This is a genomic window from Streptomyces sp. NPDC017676 (genome assembly GCF_044329325.1).
Taxonomy (GTDB): Bacteria; Actinomycetota; Actinomycetes; order Streptomycetales; family Streptomycetaceae; genus Streptomyces.
On record NZ_JBIRJA010000005.1, the window covers coordinates 280,250 to 295,297 of the forward strand.

A 15,048-nucleotide genomic window follows, 5' to 3' on the forward strand; every position below is an offset into this window, starting at 1 on the left:
GCGCCCCTCCAGGGCGCTTCAGCCTCGTGTCAGGGACAGGAGTTCGCGGGCCGGGCCTGTGGGGCGGTGGCCTGTCGGCCATACCGCTCTCAGGTCGCGGCGCAGGGAGACGCCCTCGACCGGGATGCTGACCAGGCGCCGCATCCCCAGCTCCTCCCCGACCGCGAGTTCGCTGAGGACGGAGGGGCCCGCGCCGCTGACGGCGGAGGCCTTCACCGCCGTCGTGGAGGACAGCTCGATCAGCGGGCGGGCCAGGCCGCCGAGCGCCGCGTCCAGGACCTGACGGGTGCCGGAGCCCCGCTCGCGGAGGATCAGCGGGGTCGCGGCGAGTTCGGCCGCCGTCAGGGGCCGTCGGCGGCGGGCCCACGGGTGGGCGGGCGCGGTGACGACGATCAGCCGGTCGCGGGCGATGACGGTGGAGTCCAGGCCCGTGGGCACGGTCAGCCCCTCTACGAAGCCCAGGTCCGCCTCGCCGGCCAGCAGGAGCTCCGCGACCTTCGCCGAGTTCCCGGCGAGCAGCGAGACCGCGGTGTCGGGCCGCTCGGCGTGCAGGGCGAGGAGCCAGCCGGGCAGCAGGTACTCGGCGATGGTCATGCTCGCGGCGACGCGGAGCCGTGAGTCGCGCCGGTCCCGCAGCGCCCGAGCTCCCGCGTCGAAGGCCGCCGCCGCCTCCACCACCCGCCGGGCCCAGTCCGTGACCAGCGCGCCGGCGTCGGTGAGCCGGGAGCCGCGCGGCGAGCGGTCGACCAGGGCCACGCCCAGCTGCCGTTCCATGGAGCGGATCCGGCTGCTGGCGGCCGGCTGGGTGATGCCGACCTCGCGCGCCGCCGCGCCGAGACTGCCCAGCCGCGCCACCGCGAGCAGCAGCTCCAGCGCGGCGAGGTCCGGCACCCGGTGCGCCAGCGATTCCGTGTGGAGCCCCTCCGTCTCACTCATAAGACCAGCTTATGCCCTGGCCCCGTGGTCCCTGGTGGCGGTACCGGGCGCGGCCCGCTCAGCGGCGCGCTGCTCGAAGTGCCCCGGCCAGCACCCGTGGCGCTTGTGTCAGGGACGGGCCGTACCAGGTCAGATGCCGTCCGCTGACCAGGGCGCAGGGCAGCCCCGGGAACGCTTCCGGGCCGTCGTCGGCGGTGAACCGGTACGGCTCGTCGGGCAGGACCACCACGTCCGGCTCTCGTGCGCGCAGCTCGTCCAGGGGGATCCGGGGATAGCGCTCGGGGTGGTGGGCGTACACGTGGTCCACGCCGAGACGGGCGAGGACGTCACCCGCGAAGGTGTCCCGGCCGAGGACCATCCAGGGGCGCCGCCAGACCGGTACGACCGCGGTCCTGCGCTCCGCCGGCTCGGGCAGGGCCGCCCAGACGTCCTCCGCCTCGGCCAGCCAGCCCGGGCGGCCGGCCGCGCCGCACGCGGTGAGCACCCGGTCCAGCTCGGCGAGGGCCTGCGGCACGCTCCGCACCTCGGTGACCAGCACCGCCAGTCCGGCCGCGCGGAGGGCGTCGAGGTCGGGCGCGCGGTTCTCCTCCTCGTTGGCGACCACCAGGTCGGGGGCGAGCCCGATGATCCGCTCCACGTCCGGGTTCTTCGTACCGCCGATCCGGACGACGTCCAGTTCCTCGGGACGACTGCACCAGCCGGTGGCGCCGACGAGGGCTCCGGGGAGGGTGACGGCCACTGCTTCGGTGAGCGAGGGGACCAGGGAGACGACGCGCACTACCCGGCTCCGGCAGGGGCAGCGCCCCGAAGAGGCCCGGGGAACCGCGCGACCGGCCCCGACGGCGCCGCGGACGGCGGACCGACCCGCACCATCCCGTGACCCCCTCCCTCCGGACCCTCAGCGAGACCTGTCATGCACCGCCTCGATGTGCTCCGCCACCGCCACCACGATCACCCTCGTGTCCGGCACCGTCGCCCGCCACCGGTGCCGTACCCCGCCCGTCAGGTACAGCGTGTCGCCGCGCCCGAGCCGGTACGCGCGCCCCTCGGCCTCGATCTCCACCGCGCCGTCGGCGACGTACATCAGCTCGTCGTTGCGGTGCTGGAACTCGCGGCCGGCGTCGTGGTCGCCGGTGAACTCGGAGGCGTGCAGCTGGTGGTGGCCGCGCACCAGCGAGCGGGTCCGCGGGTCGAAGTCGCCCTCGGTGACGGCCTCGGCGCGGACGACGTCCACGCTGGCGGCCGGGTCGGCGGCGGCCAGGAGTTCGACCGCCGTGGTGCGCAGGGCGTCGGCCAGCTTCTCCAGGGAGGTACTGCTCGGGCGGGCCTTGTCGTTCTCGACCTGGCTGAGGAAGGGCACCGAGAGGCCGCTGCGCTCGGCCACGGCGGCGAGGGTCAGTTCCAGCGCACGACGGCGCCGCCGGACGGCCGCGCCGACCCGCACGGGCTGCTGCTCTTTGTGGTCGCCCATCGCTCCGGCTCCCTCCCTCGCTCGTCGTGCCGCTCTCCGGGTGCCCCTTCCGGGGCACACCTCTTCCGATGACTTCTCTGCACCCTACGCATGTTCGGCAAACCGTTTCACGTGCCTGTCACATCCCTGACACTCCCGTGATCCCCGACCCCACGGTTCGCGCCAGCGCTCGCGGGCCGGGAGGCGCTCCCGGACCCGGTCACCCTGGAGGATGAACGGGCCGTCCAGCTGCGCCGGGCGTCGGGGCACGGGCCATGGCTCCTCACGGCGAGTGATTGGCCTGAACCTTCCGTAGGCGAAAGGGCGCGAGGGGCGGGCGGCACCGGACGCGTGTCGGCGTCCGGCGGCGCCCGCCCCTCGGGAGGCGGTCCGGGACGGTCAGGTCACCCGGCCGCCTGGCTCGTGGCGTCCTCCTTGGCGATCGGGGCCCACTTGTCGACGAGGCCGGGGTGCTGCCGCAGCCAGGCGCGGACGGCGTCCTGCTCCTTGCCCTTGTCGGCCTTCTGGATCCGCGCCTCCAGACCGGTCAGCTCCCGCTCGGTCATCGAGAAGTCCTTCAGCCACTGGCCGACCTGCGGGTTGTCCGCGGCGAAGCCCTTGCGGGCGAGGGTGTGCACGCCGTCGCCCTCGCCCCAGGCGCCCCGGGGGTCCTTGAGCTTCTTCAGGCCGTAGTCGCTGTACGCCCAGTGCGGCGACCACAGGGTGACGACGACCGGCTGCTTCCTGGCGTAGGCGCGCTTCAGCTCGGCGAGCATGGCGGGCGTGGAACCGTCGACCACGTCGTACGTGCCCTGAAGGCCGTACTCCTTCAGCATCTTGCTCTTCAGCAGGCCCATCATGCCGGCGCTGGGCTCGATACCGATGATCTTCCCCTGGAACTCGGACGCGTGGTCCTTCAGGTCCGCCAGGGAGTTCACGTCCTTCACGTACGACGGGACGGTCAGCTCCAGGGACGTGGGGCCGTACCACTTGCCGAGGTCGTCCAGGCGCTTGCCGTACTTCGCCCAGTACTCGGCGTGGGTCGTGGGCAGCCAGGCGTCGGTCTGGAAGTCGAGCCGGCCGGTGGCGAGGCCGGTGTAGAGCGGGCCGGCCGCGTACTGCGTGGTGGTCACCTTGAAGCCGCGCTCCTCCAGCAGTTCCTTCCAGAGGAAGGTGGAGGCGATGCCCTCGTCCCACGGGATGTAGCCGATCCGGATCTCCTTGCCCTTGCCGATGTCCGCGCCGGAGGCCTCGGAGGTGCCGGCGGAGGAGCCGAAGATCCCGAGCCCGCCCGAGACCAGGGCGAGGACGACCACGCCGACGACGGCGACGGCCGGGCGCGGACGGTACGACCGCGCGCGCGTGCGGGCCTTCGCGGCGGCCCTGCGGCCCAGCGGGGAGAGCTGGGTGCCGAGCGCGCCGGTGACACGGTCCAGGTAGATGGCGAGGACGACGATGCCGACGCCCGCCTCGAAGCCGTAGCCGATGTCGAGCTGGCCGATCGCCTCGTTGACGGCGCCGCCGAGTCCGCCGGTGCCGACCATGCCCGCGATGACGACCATGGACAGGCCCAGCATGATCACCTGGTTGACGCCGGCCATGATGGTCGGCAGCGCGAGCGGGAGCTGGACGCGCCACAGGATGTAGCGCGGAGTGGTGCCGAACGCCTCGGCGGCCTCCACGAGTTCGGCGTCGACCTGGCGGATGCCCAGTTCGGTCATGCGGACGCCGGGGGCGAGCGCGAAGATCAGGGTGGCGACGACGCCGGCGGCGGTGCCCAGGCCGAAGAAGAGCATGGCCGGGATCAGCAGCACCATCGACGGCATGGTCTGCAGCAGATCCAGGACCGGCCGTACTGCGGCGCCGACCGCCTTGGACCGGGCGGCCCAGATGCCCAGCGGGACCGAGATCACCAGGGCGATCACGGTCGCCACAAGGACCAGGGCAAGGGTGGACATGGCCCGGTCCCACAGGTCGAGCGAGTCGACCAGCGCGAAACCGGCGAAGGCGAGGACACCGGAGAGCAGGCCGCGCAGCCACCAGGCGAGCACGGCGAGGATGCCGGCCATCAGCAGCGGCTCGGGGGCGGTGAGCACGGCGTCGATGCCGTCGTACATGCCCTCCATGACCGCCCGGATGGCGTCGAAGAGCCAGGAGAGGTGGTCGACCAGCCAGTTGACACCGGAGTCGACCCAGTCGCCGAGGTGGATCCTAGGCACGGCCGGCCACCTTTCCCCCGGGGTTGTCGCAGGGCGCGGGACCGGCCGTCTCCTCGCCGAGGAAGCCGACCAGCCGCTGCCTGGGGACGACACCGACGACGCGACGCGCCTCGTCCACAACGGAGACACGGTGGGACAGCCGGGCGCTGATCGCGCACAGCTCGGTGAACGGGGTCTCGCGGGTCGCGGTCTCGCAGCCGCACAGCGGGGCGTCGGCGGTGACCGAGGTGTCCATGAGGGCGCCCGCCGTCAGCACCCGGGACCGGTCGACGTCCTGGACGAAGGAGGCCACGTAGTCGTTCGCGGGGCGCAGCAGGATGTCCTCGGCGGTGCCGGTCTGGACGATACGGCCGTCGCGCATGACGGCGATGCGGTCGCCGAGCCGCATGGCCTCGTTGAGGTCGTGGGTGATGAAGACGATGGTCTTCCTCAGGGTCTTCTGGAGTTCCAGCAACTGGTCCTGCATGTCACGGCGGATCAGCGGGTCCAGGGCGCTGAAGGACTCGTCCATCAGCAGCACGTCGGCGTCGGTGGCGAGGGCGCGGGCGAGGCCGACGCGCTGCTGCATGCCGCCGGACAGCTCGTCGGGCCAGGAGGTCTCCCAGCCGGCCAGGCCGCACAGGGCGAGCGCCTCGTCGGCGCGGCGCTCGCGCTCGGCGCGGGGCACGCCCTGCACTTCCAGGCCGTAGGCGGCGTTGTCGCGGACGCTGCGGTGCGGGAACAGCGCGAAGTGCTGGAAGACCATGCTGATCTTCTTCGAGCGCAGTTCGCGCAGCTCCCGGTCGGTGAGGGCGGTCAGGTCCTGGCCGTCGAAGCGCACGGTGCCCGCGGTCGGCTCCAGCAGCCCGTTGAGCGTGCGCAGCAGGGTGGACTTGCCGGATCCCGACAGCCCCATGACGACGAAGATCTCGCCGGCCTGGACGCGGAAGGACGCGTCGATCACGGCGGCTGTCGTGCCGTCGGCGCGCAGTTCCGTCCGGTCGGCGCCCTCGCGCAGGCGTTCCACTGCTTCGTCGGGTCGTCTGCCGAACACCTTGTACAGGTGCTCCACCTCAAGCCTGGCTGACACGCGAACCTCTCGTCTGGCGGGGACAGGACAGAGGCCGCGCCTCCCCAGGCCGGGCCGGGTCAAACGCGCACGTGGCCGGGTTCACGGCGATGCGCGTGGCGCAACGCGTTCCGGCAGCGGGGGCCGCTGTCGGTGCCGTGCGGCATGATGCGTGCGTGACCGGACGACTCATGCTTCTCGACACCGCCTCGCTGTACTTCCGCGCCTACTTCGGCGTCCCGGACTCCGTGAAGGCGCCGGACGGCACGCCCGTCAACGCGGTGCGCGGGCTGCTGGACTTCATCGACCGGCTGGTCAAGGACCACCGCCCGGAGCACCTGGTGGCCTGCATGGACGCCGACTGGCGCCCGCAGTGGCGGGTGGACCTCATCCCCAGCTACAAGGCGCACCGGGTCGCCGAGGAGCACGAGGGCGCGCCGGACGAGGAGGAGGTGCCGGACACCCTCGCCCCGCAGGTGCCGGTGATCGAGGACGTGCTGGACGCGATCGGGATCGCCCGCGTCGGGGTCGCCGGGTACGAGGCGGACGATGTCATCGGCACGTTCACCGCGCGGGCCGGGGGCCCGGTCGACATCGTCACCGGCGACCGCGACCTGTACCAGCTGGTGGACGACAAGCGCGAGGTCCGGGTGCTGTACCCGGTGAAGGGCGTCGGCACGCTCCAGCTGACGGACGAGGCGGCGCTGCGCGAGAAGTATGGCGTCGACGGGCGCGGGTACGCGGATCTGGCGCTGCTGCGCGGCGATCCGAGCGACGGGCTGCCGGGCGTGGCCGGCATCGGCGAGAAGACGGCCGCGAAGCTGCTCGCCGAGTTCGGCGACCTGGCCGGGATCATGGCGGCGGTCGACGACCCGCGGGCGAAGCTCACGCCGTCGCAGCGCAAGCGGCTCACCGAGGCCCGGCCGTACCTCGCGGTCGCGCCGAAGGTGGTGCGGGTCGCCGACGACGTGCCGCTGCCGGACGTCGACACGGCCCTGCCGCACACCCCGCACGACCCGGCGGCACTGGAGGCACTGACGCACCGGTGGGGCCTCGGCGGCTCCTTGCAGCGGCTGCTGACCACGCTCGCGGAGTGAGGTCGGCCCATGTTCCGGCAAAGGGATCTCATCGAACGCTCATCGAAGAGGTGGCGCATCGGCCCGAGGTGCTAACTTAGGTAACCCTAACCAACTCCGCAGGAGGCCGTGATGGCAGAGCGTCCCGGACGAAAGCCGCGCAAGCCCCGTTCCGCCCAGGTGGTGCGCACCGAGCGGCTGACGCCGCACATGCAGCGCGTGGTGCTCGGTGGTGAGGGCCTGGCCGACTTCGCCGCGGACACCTGCACCGACCACTATGTGAAGCTGCTGTTCGGTGCCGCCGGTGTCACCTACCCGGAGCCCTTCGACCTGGAGCGGATCCGCGCCGAGTTCCCGCGCGAGCAGTGGCCGGTGACCCGGACCTACACCGTCCGCGCCTGGGACCCCGGGCAGCGGGAGCTGACCCTGGACTTCGTGATCCACGGCGACGAGGGCCTGGCCGGCCCCTGGGCCCTGCGCGCGCGGCCCGGCGACACCGTGCACTTCATGGGCCCCGGCGGCGCGTACGCGCCCGACCTCGATGCCGACTGGCACCTGCTCGCCGGGGACGAGAGCGCGCTGCCCGCCATCGCCCGCGCCCTGGAGACGCTGCCCGCCGGTGCCCGTGCGCACGCGTTCATCGAGGTCTCCGGCCCCGAGGAGGAACAGAAGATCGACACCGAGGTGCCGGTCGTCTGGCTGCACCGCGGCGACCGGCCGGTCGGCGAGGCCCTGCTGGAGGCCGTGCGCGGACTGGAGTTCCCGGAGGGCAGGCCGCACGCGTTCGTGCACGGCGAGGCGGGCTTCGTGAAGGAGCTGCGCCGGCTGCTGCGGGTCGAGCGCCAGATCCCGCGCGAGGACCTGTCGATCTCCGGTTACTGGCGGCTCGGCCACAACGAGGACGGCTGGCAGGCCTCCAAGCGGGAGTGGAACGCCCGGATCGAGGCGGAGCAGGAGGGCGGCCCGGCGGCGGCTGCCTGAGCGGGCGGAGGGGCGGCGGCACCCGGGAAGGATGCCGCCGCTCTCGTACGCCCGGTTCCCCGCCCCCGCCCCCGCTCCCGCGGAGTGCCGCCGGGGTCAGTCACCCCGTACACGCGCGTGCAGGTGCATGTCGTGCCAGCCGTCCTGGTGCAGGTAGGCACTGCGCTTGGTGCCCTCCAGGGCGAAGCCGGCCTTGCCTGCCACCCGGCAGGAAGCGGGGTTGGCGATCGCGTGCATGAGTTCCAGGCGGTGGAAGCCGATCTCCTCGAAGGCCCAGCCGGTCAGGGCCGTCGCGGCGCGCAGGGCGACGCCCCGGCCCCGCGCCCCCGCCACCGTCCAGTACGCGATCTCGGCGACGCCGTCGCCGAGCACGATCTGGCGCAGCGCCACCCGGCCCAGCAGCTCGTCCGTGCCCTCGTCCACGACGGCCCACTGCGCCTCGCGCTCGTCCGCCCATCCCCTGCGCCACTGCGCGATCCAGCCGGCGGCCTCTTCAGCGGAGTCGCAGGACCGGCCGTGCCAGTGGCGCAGCACCGGGTCCGTGAAGGCGGCGTGCACGGCGGGCGCGTCCTCGGCCCGCCACGGGCGCAGCAGCGTGCCGCCGCCGGCGGGGAGGGCGGGCTGCGGGGCGCGGGCGAGGGCGCCGGGGGTCAGGACGGGGCTGGTGAGAAACGGCATGATCCCTATCCTGCCGAGTACGGGACCGTGGACCGCCTCTTTCCGACGGCCACCGGGGTGACCGCGCCCCCGTACCCTGGACCCCGATGAGACGCCGTACCCCGCCCCCGCCCGCCCCGCTCCCCCAGCGCGAGGGCGTGGACCCCGTCCGCGTCCGGCTGCCCGTGGACGGGGCGGCGGCCACCGTGCGGGAGCATCTGGTGGAGCGGCTGACGGGGGCTCCGGCCGGGGTGGTCGAGTCGATGTTCGCCGCCGGGCTGGTGGTCGGGGCCGACGGGCGGGCCGTGGCGCCGGACGCGCCGTACCGGCCGGGGATGTACGTCTGGTTCCACCGCGAGCTGCCCGCCGAGGTGCCGGTGCCGTTCCCGGTGGAGGTGGTGTACCGGGACGAGCACATCGTGGTCGCCGACAAGCCGCACTTCCTGGCCACGACCCCGCGCGGTGCGCATGTCGCCGAGACCGCGCTGGCCCGGCTCCGGCGTGAGCTGGGCATCCCGACGCTGACGGCGGCGCACCGGCTGGACCGGCTCACCGCCGGGCTGGTGCTGTTCACGGTGCGGCCGGACGAGCGGGGCGCGTACCAGTCGCTGTTCCGGGACCGGCGGGTGCGCAAGGAGTACGAGGCGGTGGCGCCGTACGATCCCGCGCTCGTCCTGCCCCGGACCGTGCGCAGCAGGATCGTGAAGGAGCGCGGGGTGCCGGCCGCGCGGGAGGTGCCGGGCGAGCCGAACGCGGAGACCCGGGTGGAACCGGCCGGACACCGGGCCGGGCTCGGCCGCTACCGGCTCGTGCCGGCCACCGGGCAGACCCACCAGCTCCGGGTGCACCTGACCGCGCTGGGCGTGCCCATCCTCGGCGACCCGCTGTACCCCGAGGTGACCGCCCCGGTACCGGCCGACGACTTCCGCCGCCCCCTGCAACTGCTCGCGCGCCGACTGGAGTTCACCGACCCGGTCACCGGCACGGACCACCGGTTCACCAGCGCCCGCACCCTCCGCGCGTGGACGTCGTACGAGGCCTGGGCGGACGGGGCGTAGCCCGGCGGGGAGAACCGCCCCCCACCGGGCGGCACGGACCCCGTGGGACCTGGCCTCGGCGGGGCCCCTGGCGGCACGGCCCCATGAGACACGACCGGCCCCGTCGACGAGAGCCGAGCACACCGGACGCGGCCCGCAGGGGAATCGCCCCCCGCGGGACGGCCCGGACCCCACGGACAGGACCGGTCCCACCGACGAACCCACACCCCCGGACGCGGCCCGCCGGGGCCGACCCTCCGGGGCGGCCGACCCCGCCGAACTGGCCGACCCCGCTGGCACGCCCCCCGCACGAGACGTCGGTCCGTCGGGCGTGCGCCGGCGGGTTGAAACGTCCCAGTCCGGCGGAGCCGTGCCGCCCCGTTGTCACTCTCCGCGCCACCAGCGCAGCAGCCGGCCCCACAGGCCCCGCGGGCGGGGCGGTTCCGGGGCCGGAGGGGTGGGGGGCGGGGCGAAGGACGTACGGGCGGGTGGCGGGGTCGGCACGGCGGCCGGGACCGGGTCGCTGCTCAGGGTGCCGACCTGCCAGTCGGAGCGCTGCGGCGGGACCGGCATGGCACGCGGCGGCATGTCGACGTCCTGCTGCGGCTTCGGTTCGAAGCGCACCGGCAGGGCCACCAGGTGCCGGGAGGCGATGGACGACCGCCAGCGCAGGTCCTCCTCGGCGCAGTCGAGCTGGATGTCGGACAGCCGGGTGAGCAGCGCGTCGACGCCGACGTCGGCGATGGCGCGGCCGATGTCCTGGCCGGGACACTCGTGCGGGCCGCCGCCGAACGCGAGGTGGGCGCGGTTGCCCTGCATGCTCGCGGACAGGTCGGGCCGCACCCGCGGGTCGATGTTGCCCGGTGCCGGCGCGAAGAGCAGCCCGTCGCCCTTGCGGATCCGCCGGCCACCCAGCTCGGTGTCCTGCTTGGCGTAGTAGCCGAAGACCGTGCTGAACGGCGGCTCGTCCCACAGCGACTGCTCGATCGCCTCCGGCACGGTCATCTGGCCGCCGTTGAGCTGGGCCCGGAACCCCGGCTCGGTGAGGACCATGCGCAGCGCGTTGGCGAGGAGGTTCGCGGTGGCCTCGTAGGCGGCGAAGAGGACGACCCGCAGGTGTTCGCGGACCTCGTCGTCGCTGAGCCCGGCCGGGTGCGTGAGGAGGTGGCTGGTGAAGTCGTCCTCGGGCCGGACGCGCCGCCGGGTGGTGAGCCGGCTGAGCGCGTCCATGACGTAGGCGTGGCTCTGGATGGCGGTCTCGGTGCCCTTGAGGGCGTCCCGCGCGGCCTGCACCATCCGGTCGTTGTACTCCTCGGGCATGCCGAGGATCTCGCACATCACGGCCATCGGCAGGTGCTCGGCGAACTGGGAGACCAGCTCGGCCCGGCCCCGCTCGCAGAAGCTGTTGACCAGGATCTGGGTGTAGCGGCCGATGTGCCGGCGCACCCCGCGGTGGTCGATGGTCTCCATGGCCGCGGTGACCGCGCCGCGCAGCCGCTTGTGCTCCTCGCCCTCGGCGTGGGAGCAGATGGGCTGCCAGGCGATGTGCGGCATGAGCGGGTGGTCGGGCTTGACCATGCCCTCGCGCAGCGGGGTCCAGATCCGGCTGTCACGGGTGAACTGCGAAGGGTTCCGCACGAGTTGCAGGTTCTCGGCGTGGCCGAGGACCACCCACATCGGTACGTCGTCGTGGAGCAGCACGGGTGCCACGGGGCCGTGCTCCTCCCGCAGGCGCTCGTAGAGGTCGCCGAGGTCCTCCGCGTCGGGGCCGTACAGCCGGCGCGGCATGCCGGGGCCGAGGCCGTGCGCGGGGCAGCCCGGTGGCGGACCGGAGAGGGTGTCGGGCGTCGCGGTCGGTGAGGGGGATTCAGGCGTCACAGTGGTCGCTCCGGAGCGGAAGGGGTCGGGGTCGGTGGGCTGCCGGTCAGGTGAGGGCGCCGGACATGGCGAGGGAGTGCAGGAAGCCCATCAGGGTCATCAGCACGTCCCTGCTGGAGGCCCGGCGCCGCACGTCGCAGTCGATGATCGGGATGTCCGGGCTCAGGTCCAGGGCGGTGCGCAGTTCCTCGACCGGGTAACGGGGCGCGTCCGGGAAGGAGTTGACGGCGACGACGAAGGGCACGCCGCCCTCCTCCAGCCGGCCCATCACGTCGAAGCTGACCTCCAGGCGCCGGGTGTCGACCAGGACGACCGCGCCGAGCGCGCCTTCGAACAGGCCGTTCCACAGGAACCAGAAGCGCTCCTGGCCGGGGGTGCCGAAGAGGTAGAGCACCAGTTTCTCGGTGATGCTGATCCGGCCGAAGTCCATGGCCACGGTGGTGGCCGTCTTGGACTCGGAGCCGTAGTCGTCGTCGACGCCGATGCCGGCCTGGGTCATGGTCTCCTCGGTGGTCAGCGGTCTGATCTCGCTGACCGAACCGACCATGGTGGTCTTGCCGACGCCGAAGCCCCCCACGATCACGATCTTCACCGCGGCCTGCGCGGTGTGCGGCAGGTGGTCCTCGGTGCGCGGGCCGGGGAGGGTGTCAGAGCCGTTGAAGTCCATGCATCACCGCTTCGAGGAGTGAACGGTCGGGGAGCGCCTGTCGGACGATGGGGGCGCGCGCCTGCACCAGTTCGGCCGTGATCAGCTCGGTGAGCAGGACGGTCATCGTGCTGAACGGCAGTCGGAGGTAGGCCGACAGCTCCGCCACGGACAGGGGGGTGTTGCAGAGCCGGAGCACCGCCGCCTGTTCCGGGGTGGCGGAGACCGGGGGCGCGGAGCGCGCCACGATCAGGGTCACCAGATCGAGTTCGGCGCGGGCGCCGTCGCCGGACCCGGTGACGGAGTACAGCCGTTCCGGGTTGTCGACCGGCCCCTTGGCCTCCGCCGCCTCCGGCGACGGAGGCCGCGAGGGCTGCGGCAGGCGCGGGGGCTGGGGAGCGGGCGGAGGCTGCGGCCGGCGCCGCGTGCGTCGTGGAGGGGTCATACGGTCTGCCCGTTCCGCCGGGGCGGACTGCTGAGATGGGCGCCGATCCGGACGACGAGGTCGCGCATCATGCCGCTCATCCGCCCCGGTTCGCAGGTCACGTCGGAGAGCACGGCGAGGTAGGCGTTGTCCCCCGCGTTCATGAGGTAGAAGTAACCGCCGTCGATCTCGAAGACGACGGTCTTCATGTCGCCGGCGCCGGGCAGCTCCTGGATGATGGCACTGGCCAGGCTCTGTACGCCCGCGCAGGCGGCGGCCACCCGGTCCGCGGCGTCGGGGTCGCCGCCGTAGCGGGCGATGCGCAGCCCGTCGGCGGAGAGGACCACGATCATCTCGATGCCCGGCACGCCGTCGTTCAGCTGCTTGAGCATCCAGTCCAGGTTGCCTCGCTGCTGGATCACTTGAGGTCCCCCTCGTCGTCGGCCACGGTGGCGCCCTCGGCGGGGTCGGCCGGATCGTTGAGCAGATGCAGGTACTTGGTCGGGTGGAGCGTGAAGTCGGTCAGTTGGTGGGTGGGGGTGTCCGGGGGCATGCCCTCGCGCAGGCCGTCCCAGAAGGCCTCCATCCACATGCCCGGCGGCCGTTCCATGAGCTTCTTGCGCTCGGGGTCGATCTCGGGCTCGGGTTCCGGCTCCGCCTTCTTCTGCGACCAGATGGTCGGCCGGCCCTCGCGCTCGGCGCGTTCGATGGCGGCCTGTTCGGCGTACCGCTGGCTGAGCGGGGTCTTGACCCGGCTGCGGCGCTGCGGGAGGCCGCCCGCGGTCCACTCGGTGACCTCGGGGATGTCGTCCTCCAGCGAGATCCCGGCGGGGATCTTGGGGCTGGTGGGACGGCGCTTCTTGGGCGGGCGCTTGGGGCCCTCGACGGCGTCCGCCGTGGGGATCTGGGCGGCGGCGGCCCCGATGCCGTGCGCGGCGCCGACGCCGGGTTCGGTGGTCGTCATGACCCGCGGCACCACGAGGATCGCGCGGACGCCGCCGTACGCGGAGGAGCGCAGCGAGACGTCCATGTCGAACCGCTTGCAGAGGCGGCCGACGACGGCGAGGCCGAGGCGCGGGTTCTCGCCGAGGTTGTGCGCGTCCTCGCCGTTCTTGGCGTCCTCGATCATCCGCTCGATGCGGGCGCGGGACTCCTCGCTGAGGCTGACGCCGCAGTCCTCGATCTCGATGACGACGCCTGCCTGCACCTCGACGGCGGTGACGTGCACCTTGGTCGACGGCGGCGAGTAGCGCGTGGCGTTGTCGAGGAGCTCGGCGGCGGCGTGGATGACCGGCTCGACCGAGGTGCCCTTGATGTTGATGTTGACGATCGAGGCGAGGTTGATGCGGCGGTACTCCAGGATGCGGGACATCGCGCCGCGCAGCACGCTGTAGAGGGAGACCGGCTTGGGCCACTGGCGGCCGGGCCGGCCGCCGCCGAGGACGGAGATGGTGTCGGCGAGCCGGCCGATCAGCGAGGTGCCGTGGTCGATGCGCAGCAGGTCGTCGAAGACCTCGGGGTTGCGGCCGTGGTCCTCCTCCATCTCGCGGAGTTCGTAGGCCTGCTGGTGGACGATGGCCTGGACGCGGCGGGCGACGCTCACGAAGGAGCGCTCGGTGGCGTCGCGCATCGAGATCTCCTGGTCGGCGCCGCGCAGCGCGATGCGCACCAGCTCGCGGTAGCCCTCGGGCAGGCCGCGCAGTTCGGGGTCCGCGTCGAACACGTCGCGTACGACGTCCCGGAGCACCTGGCCGCGGCGCAGCCGGTAGAAACCGGCGGGCAGGACGTCGGTGGCGAAGCGCTCCATCAGATCGTTGTGCGCGGCGATCCGCTGCTCCAGGTAGGCGGCGTGCCGGGCGTGTTCGTCCCGTGCCTCGCTGAGCAGACGGCCACGCCGGGCGGCCTCTCCGGCCGTGCCGAGGACCAGCAGGACGGCCAGTGCTCCGCACACGCCGACGGCGAGCCGGGCCGTGGGCGGTACCAGGGCGACGGCGGCCCCGGCCGCCGCGGCCATCACTATGGCCGGCGGCAACAGCACGCGCGCATAGGGACGTTCACGGCGACCGGGAGGCTTCTGAACACTCACCATGGATGCCTTCTGAGACGAATCGGCTGGGTTCGGGGGTGCTTGCGGGGGGGGGGAAGGTACACGGGACTGAACGGGATGCATCCCGCATTTGGGAACAGACGCACGATTTCCCTCAACTCGGTGCGCCGCGGGCGAGCTTAGTCCGACCGGATCATCGCCGTGTCATATTCGGCAAGCACCTGAAATCGCCCCACGAGGGGAGTACTCTCAACTCCTTTTGCACGCTGGGCTTTTGCTCGCACACGGCCAGTAACGGCACACGGGCGTACGAAAGTCACTCACCATGCGGGGTGAAATGACGACGGGGACCGCACCTTGACGGGTGCGACCCCCGTTCCCTTCGCCGTGACCGCCATCCCCCGGTCACATCGAGCACCGCCACCCCCGGCGACCACCGGGCGAAGACGCCCGGCACCCCGCGCCCGAGCAGGCTGCCACCGCTCGCAGGTGCGCAGCGCTGGGGGCCGCCGGGACCGGCCCCCAGCCGTGCGGCCCCGGTGGCGTTCCCCCGCTCCCCGGCCTTCCTCGACGCGCAGGCGGAGCCGGCGGGCCGCGATCTCACCCTCTGCCGGACGCGGCGTGTGTCCAGGACGCGGAGCCCTGCGCG

Annotated in this window: 14 protein-coding genes; 3 read left to right on the forward strand and 11 right to left on the reverse strand. The window is 73.1% G+C overall.

Going from position 1 to position 15,048, the window contains the following annotated elements:
* Positions 1 to 18: 18 nt before the first annotated feature.
* From ACH4LD_RS13490 to ACH4LD_RS13510, 5 genes are all read right to left on the reverse strand, one after another.
* Positions 19 to 936, reverse strand: a complete 918-nt coding sequence (locus ACH4LD_RS13490; protein WP_132786473.1) for a LysR family transcriptional regulator — start codon at positions 934 to 936, stop codon at positions 19 to 21.
* Between the two features lie 58 nt (positions 937 to 994).
* Positions 995 to 1,714 carry a helical backbone metal receptor gene (locus ACH4LD_RS13495; protein ID WP_398055794.1) on the reverse strand — a complete coding sequence of 240 codons (720 nt, stop codon included), beginning with the start codon at positions 1,712 to 1,714 and terminating at the stop codon, positions 995 to 997.
* A gap of 120 nt (positions 1,715 to 1,834) precedes the next feature.
* Complete coding sequence (locus tag ACH4LD_RS13500; RefSeq protein WP_132786471.1) at positions 1,835 to 2,407, reverse strand: helix-turn-helix domain-containing protein; 573 nt, start codon at positions 2,405 to 2,407, stop codon at positions 1,835 to 1,837.
* Between the two features lie 383 nt (positions 2,408 to 2,790).
* Positions 2,791 to 4,605: an ABC transporter permease/substrate binding protein gene (locus tag ACH4LD_RS13505; RefSeq protein ID WP_398055793.1), complete on the reverse strand. Its 1,815-nt coding sequence runs from the start codon at positions 4,603 to 4,605 to the stop codon at positions 2,791 to 2,793.
* Entirely contained in the window at positions 4,598 to 5,674 is a 1,077-nt protein-coding gene (locus ACH4LD_RS13510; protein WP_398055792.1) for a glycine betaine/L-proline ABC transporter ATP-binding protein, read from the reverse strand. The genes ACH4LD_RS13505 and ACH4LD_RS13510 overlap by 8 nt, the downstream gene beginning before the upstream one ends.
* A gap of 155 nt (positions 5,675 to 5,829) precedes the next feature.
* Between ACH4LD_RS13510 and ACH4LD_RS13515 the strand changes: the two genes are divergently transcribed.
* Positions 5,830 to 6,750: a 5'-3' exonuclease gene (locus ACH4LD_RS13515; protein ID WP_132786469.1), complete on the forward strand. Its 921-nt coding sequence runs from the start codon at positions 5,830 to 5,832 to the stop codon at positions 6,748 to 6,750.
* A gap of 111 nt (positions 6,751 to 6,861) precedes the next feature.
* Positions 6,862 to 7,710 (forward strand): siderophore-interacting protein, encoded by an 849-nt coding sequence (locus ACH4LD_RS13520; protein ID WP_398055791.1) that lies wholly within the window; start codon positions 6,862 to 6,864, stop codon positions 7,708 to 7,710.
* 96 nt (positions 7,711 to 7,806) lie between these two features.
* On the opposite strand, the gene ACH4LD_RS13525 is transcribed toward ACH4LD_RS13520, so the two are convergent.
* A complete protein-coding gene (locus tag ACH4LD_RS13525) occupies positions 7,807 to 8,388 on the reverse strand; it encodes a GNAT family N-acetyltransferase (protein WP_103812410.1) in 582 nt (193 codons plus the stop codon).
* An 86-nt stretch (positions 8,389 to 8,474) separates the two neighbouring features.
* On the opposite strand from ACH4LD_RS13525, the gene ACH4LD_RS13530 reads away from it, so the two are divergent.
* Entirely contained in the window at positions 8,475 to 9,425 is a 951-nt protein-coding gene (locus ACH4LD_RS13530; protein ID WP_398055790.1) for a pseudouridine synthase, read from the forward strand.
* Between the two features lie 363 nt (positions 9,426 to 9,788).
* Here ACH4LD_RS13530 and ACH4LD_RS13535 read toward each other — a convergent pair whose 3' ends face one another.
* Genes ACH4LD_RS13535 through ACH4LD_RS13555 form a run of 5 tightly spaced genes read right to left on the reverse strand, consistent with a single transcriptional unit; the run spans position 9,789 to position 14,441 of the window.
* Complete coding sequence (locus tag ACH4LD_RS13535; RefSeq protein WP_398055789.1) at positions 9,789 to 11,282, reverse strand: cytochrome P450; 1,494 nt, start codon at positions 11,280 to 11,282, stop codon at positions 9,789 to 9,791.
* 46 nt (positions 11,283 to 11,328) lie between these two features.
* A complete protein-coding gene (locus ACH4LD_RS13540) occupies positions 11,329 to 11,949 on the reverse strand; it encodes a GTP-binding protein (RefSeq protein WP_398055788.1) in 621 nt (206 codons plus the stop codon).
* Complete coding sequence (locus tag ACH4LD_RS13545; protein WP_398055787.1) at positions 11,930 to 12,373, reverse strand: DUF742 domain-containing protein; 444 nt, start codon at positions 12,371 to 12,373, stop codon at positions 11,930 to 11,932. Before ACH4LD_RS13545 ends, ACH4LD_RS13540 begins: the two co-directional genes overlap by 20 nt.
* Positions 12,370 to 12,774, reverse strand: a complete 405-nt coding sequence (locus ACH4LD_RS13550) for a roadblock/LC7 domain-containing protein (RefSeq protein ID WP_103812405.1) — start codon at positions 12,772 to 12,774, stop codon at positions 12,370 to 12,372. The genes ACH4LD_RS13545 and ACH4LD_RS13550 overlap by 4 nt, the downstream gene beginning before the upstream one ends.
* Entirely contained in the window at positions 12,771 to 14,441 is a 1,671-nt protein-coding gene (locus tag ACH4LD_RS13555; RefSeq protein WP_398055786.1) for a sensor histidine kinase, read from the reverse strand. The genes ACH4LD_RS13550 and ACH4LD_RS13555 overlap by 4 nt, the downstream gene beginning before the upstream one ends.
* Positions 14,442 to 15,048 lie beyond the last annotated feature (607 nt).

Excerpts from the sequence above, each read along its gene's own strand:
- ACH4LD_RS13540 (WP_398055788.1), bottom strand. The coding sequence starts at position 11,949 with ATGGACTTCAACGGCTCTGACACCCTCCCCGGCCCGCGCACCGAGGAC.
- ACH4LD_RS13500 (WP_132786471.1), bottom strand. The coding sequence starts at position 2,407 with ATGGGCGACCACAAAGAGCAGCAGCCCGTGCGGGTCGGCGCGGCCGTC.
- ACH4LD_RS13545 (WP_398055787.1), bottom strand. The coding sequence starts at position 12,373 with ATGACCCCTCCACGACGCACGCGGCGCCGGCCGCAGCCTCCGCCCGCT.
- ACH4LD_RS13555 (WP_398055786.1), bottom strand. The coding sequence starts at position 14,441 with ATGGTGAGTGTTCAGAAGCCTCCCGGTCGCCGTGAACGTCCCTATGCG.
- ACH4LD_RS13530 (WP_398055790.1), top strand. The coding sequence starts at position 8,475 with ATGAGACGCCGTACCCCGCCCCCGCCCGCCCCGCTCCCCCAGCGCGAG.
- ACH4LD_RS13520 (WP_398055791.1), top strand. The coding sequence starts at position 6,862 with ATGGCAGAGCGTCCCGGACGAAAGCCGCGCAAGCCCCGTTCCGCCCAG.
- ACH4LD_RS13490 (WP_132786473.1), bottom strand. The coding sequence starts at position 936 with ATGAGTGAGACGGAGGGGCTCCACACGGAATCGCTGGCGCACCGGGTG.
- ACH4LD_RS13525 (WP_103812410.1), bottom strand. The coding sequence starts at position 8,388 with ATGCCGTTTCTCACCAGCCCCGTCCTGACCCCCGGCGCCCTCGCCCGC.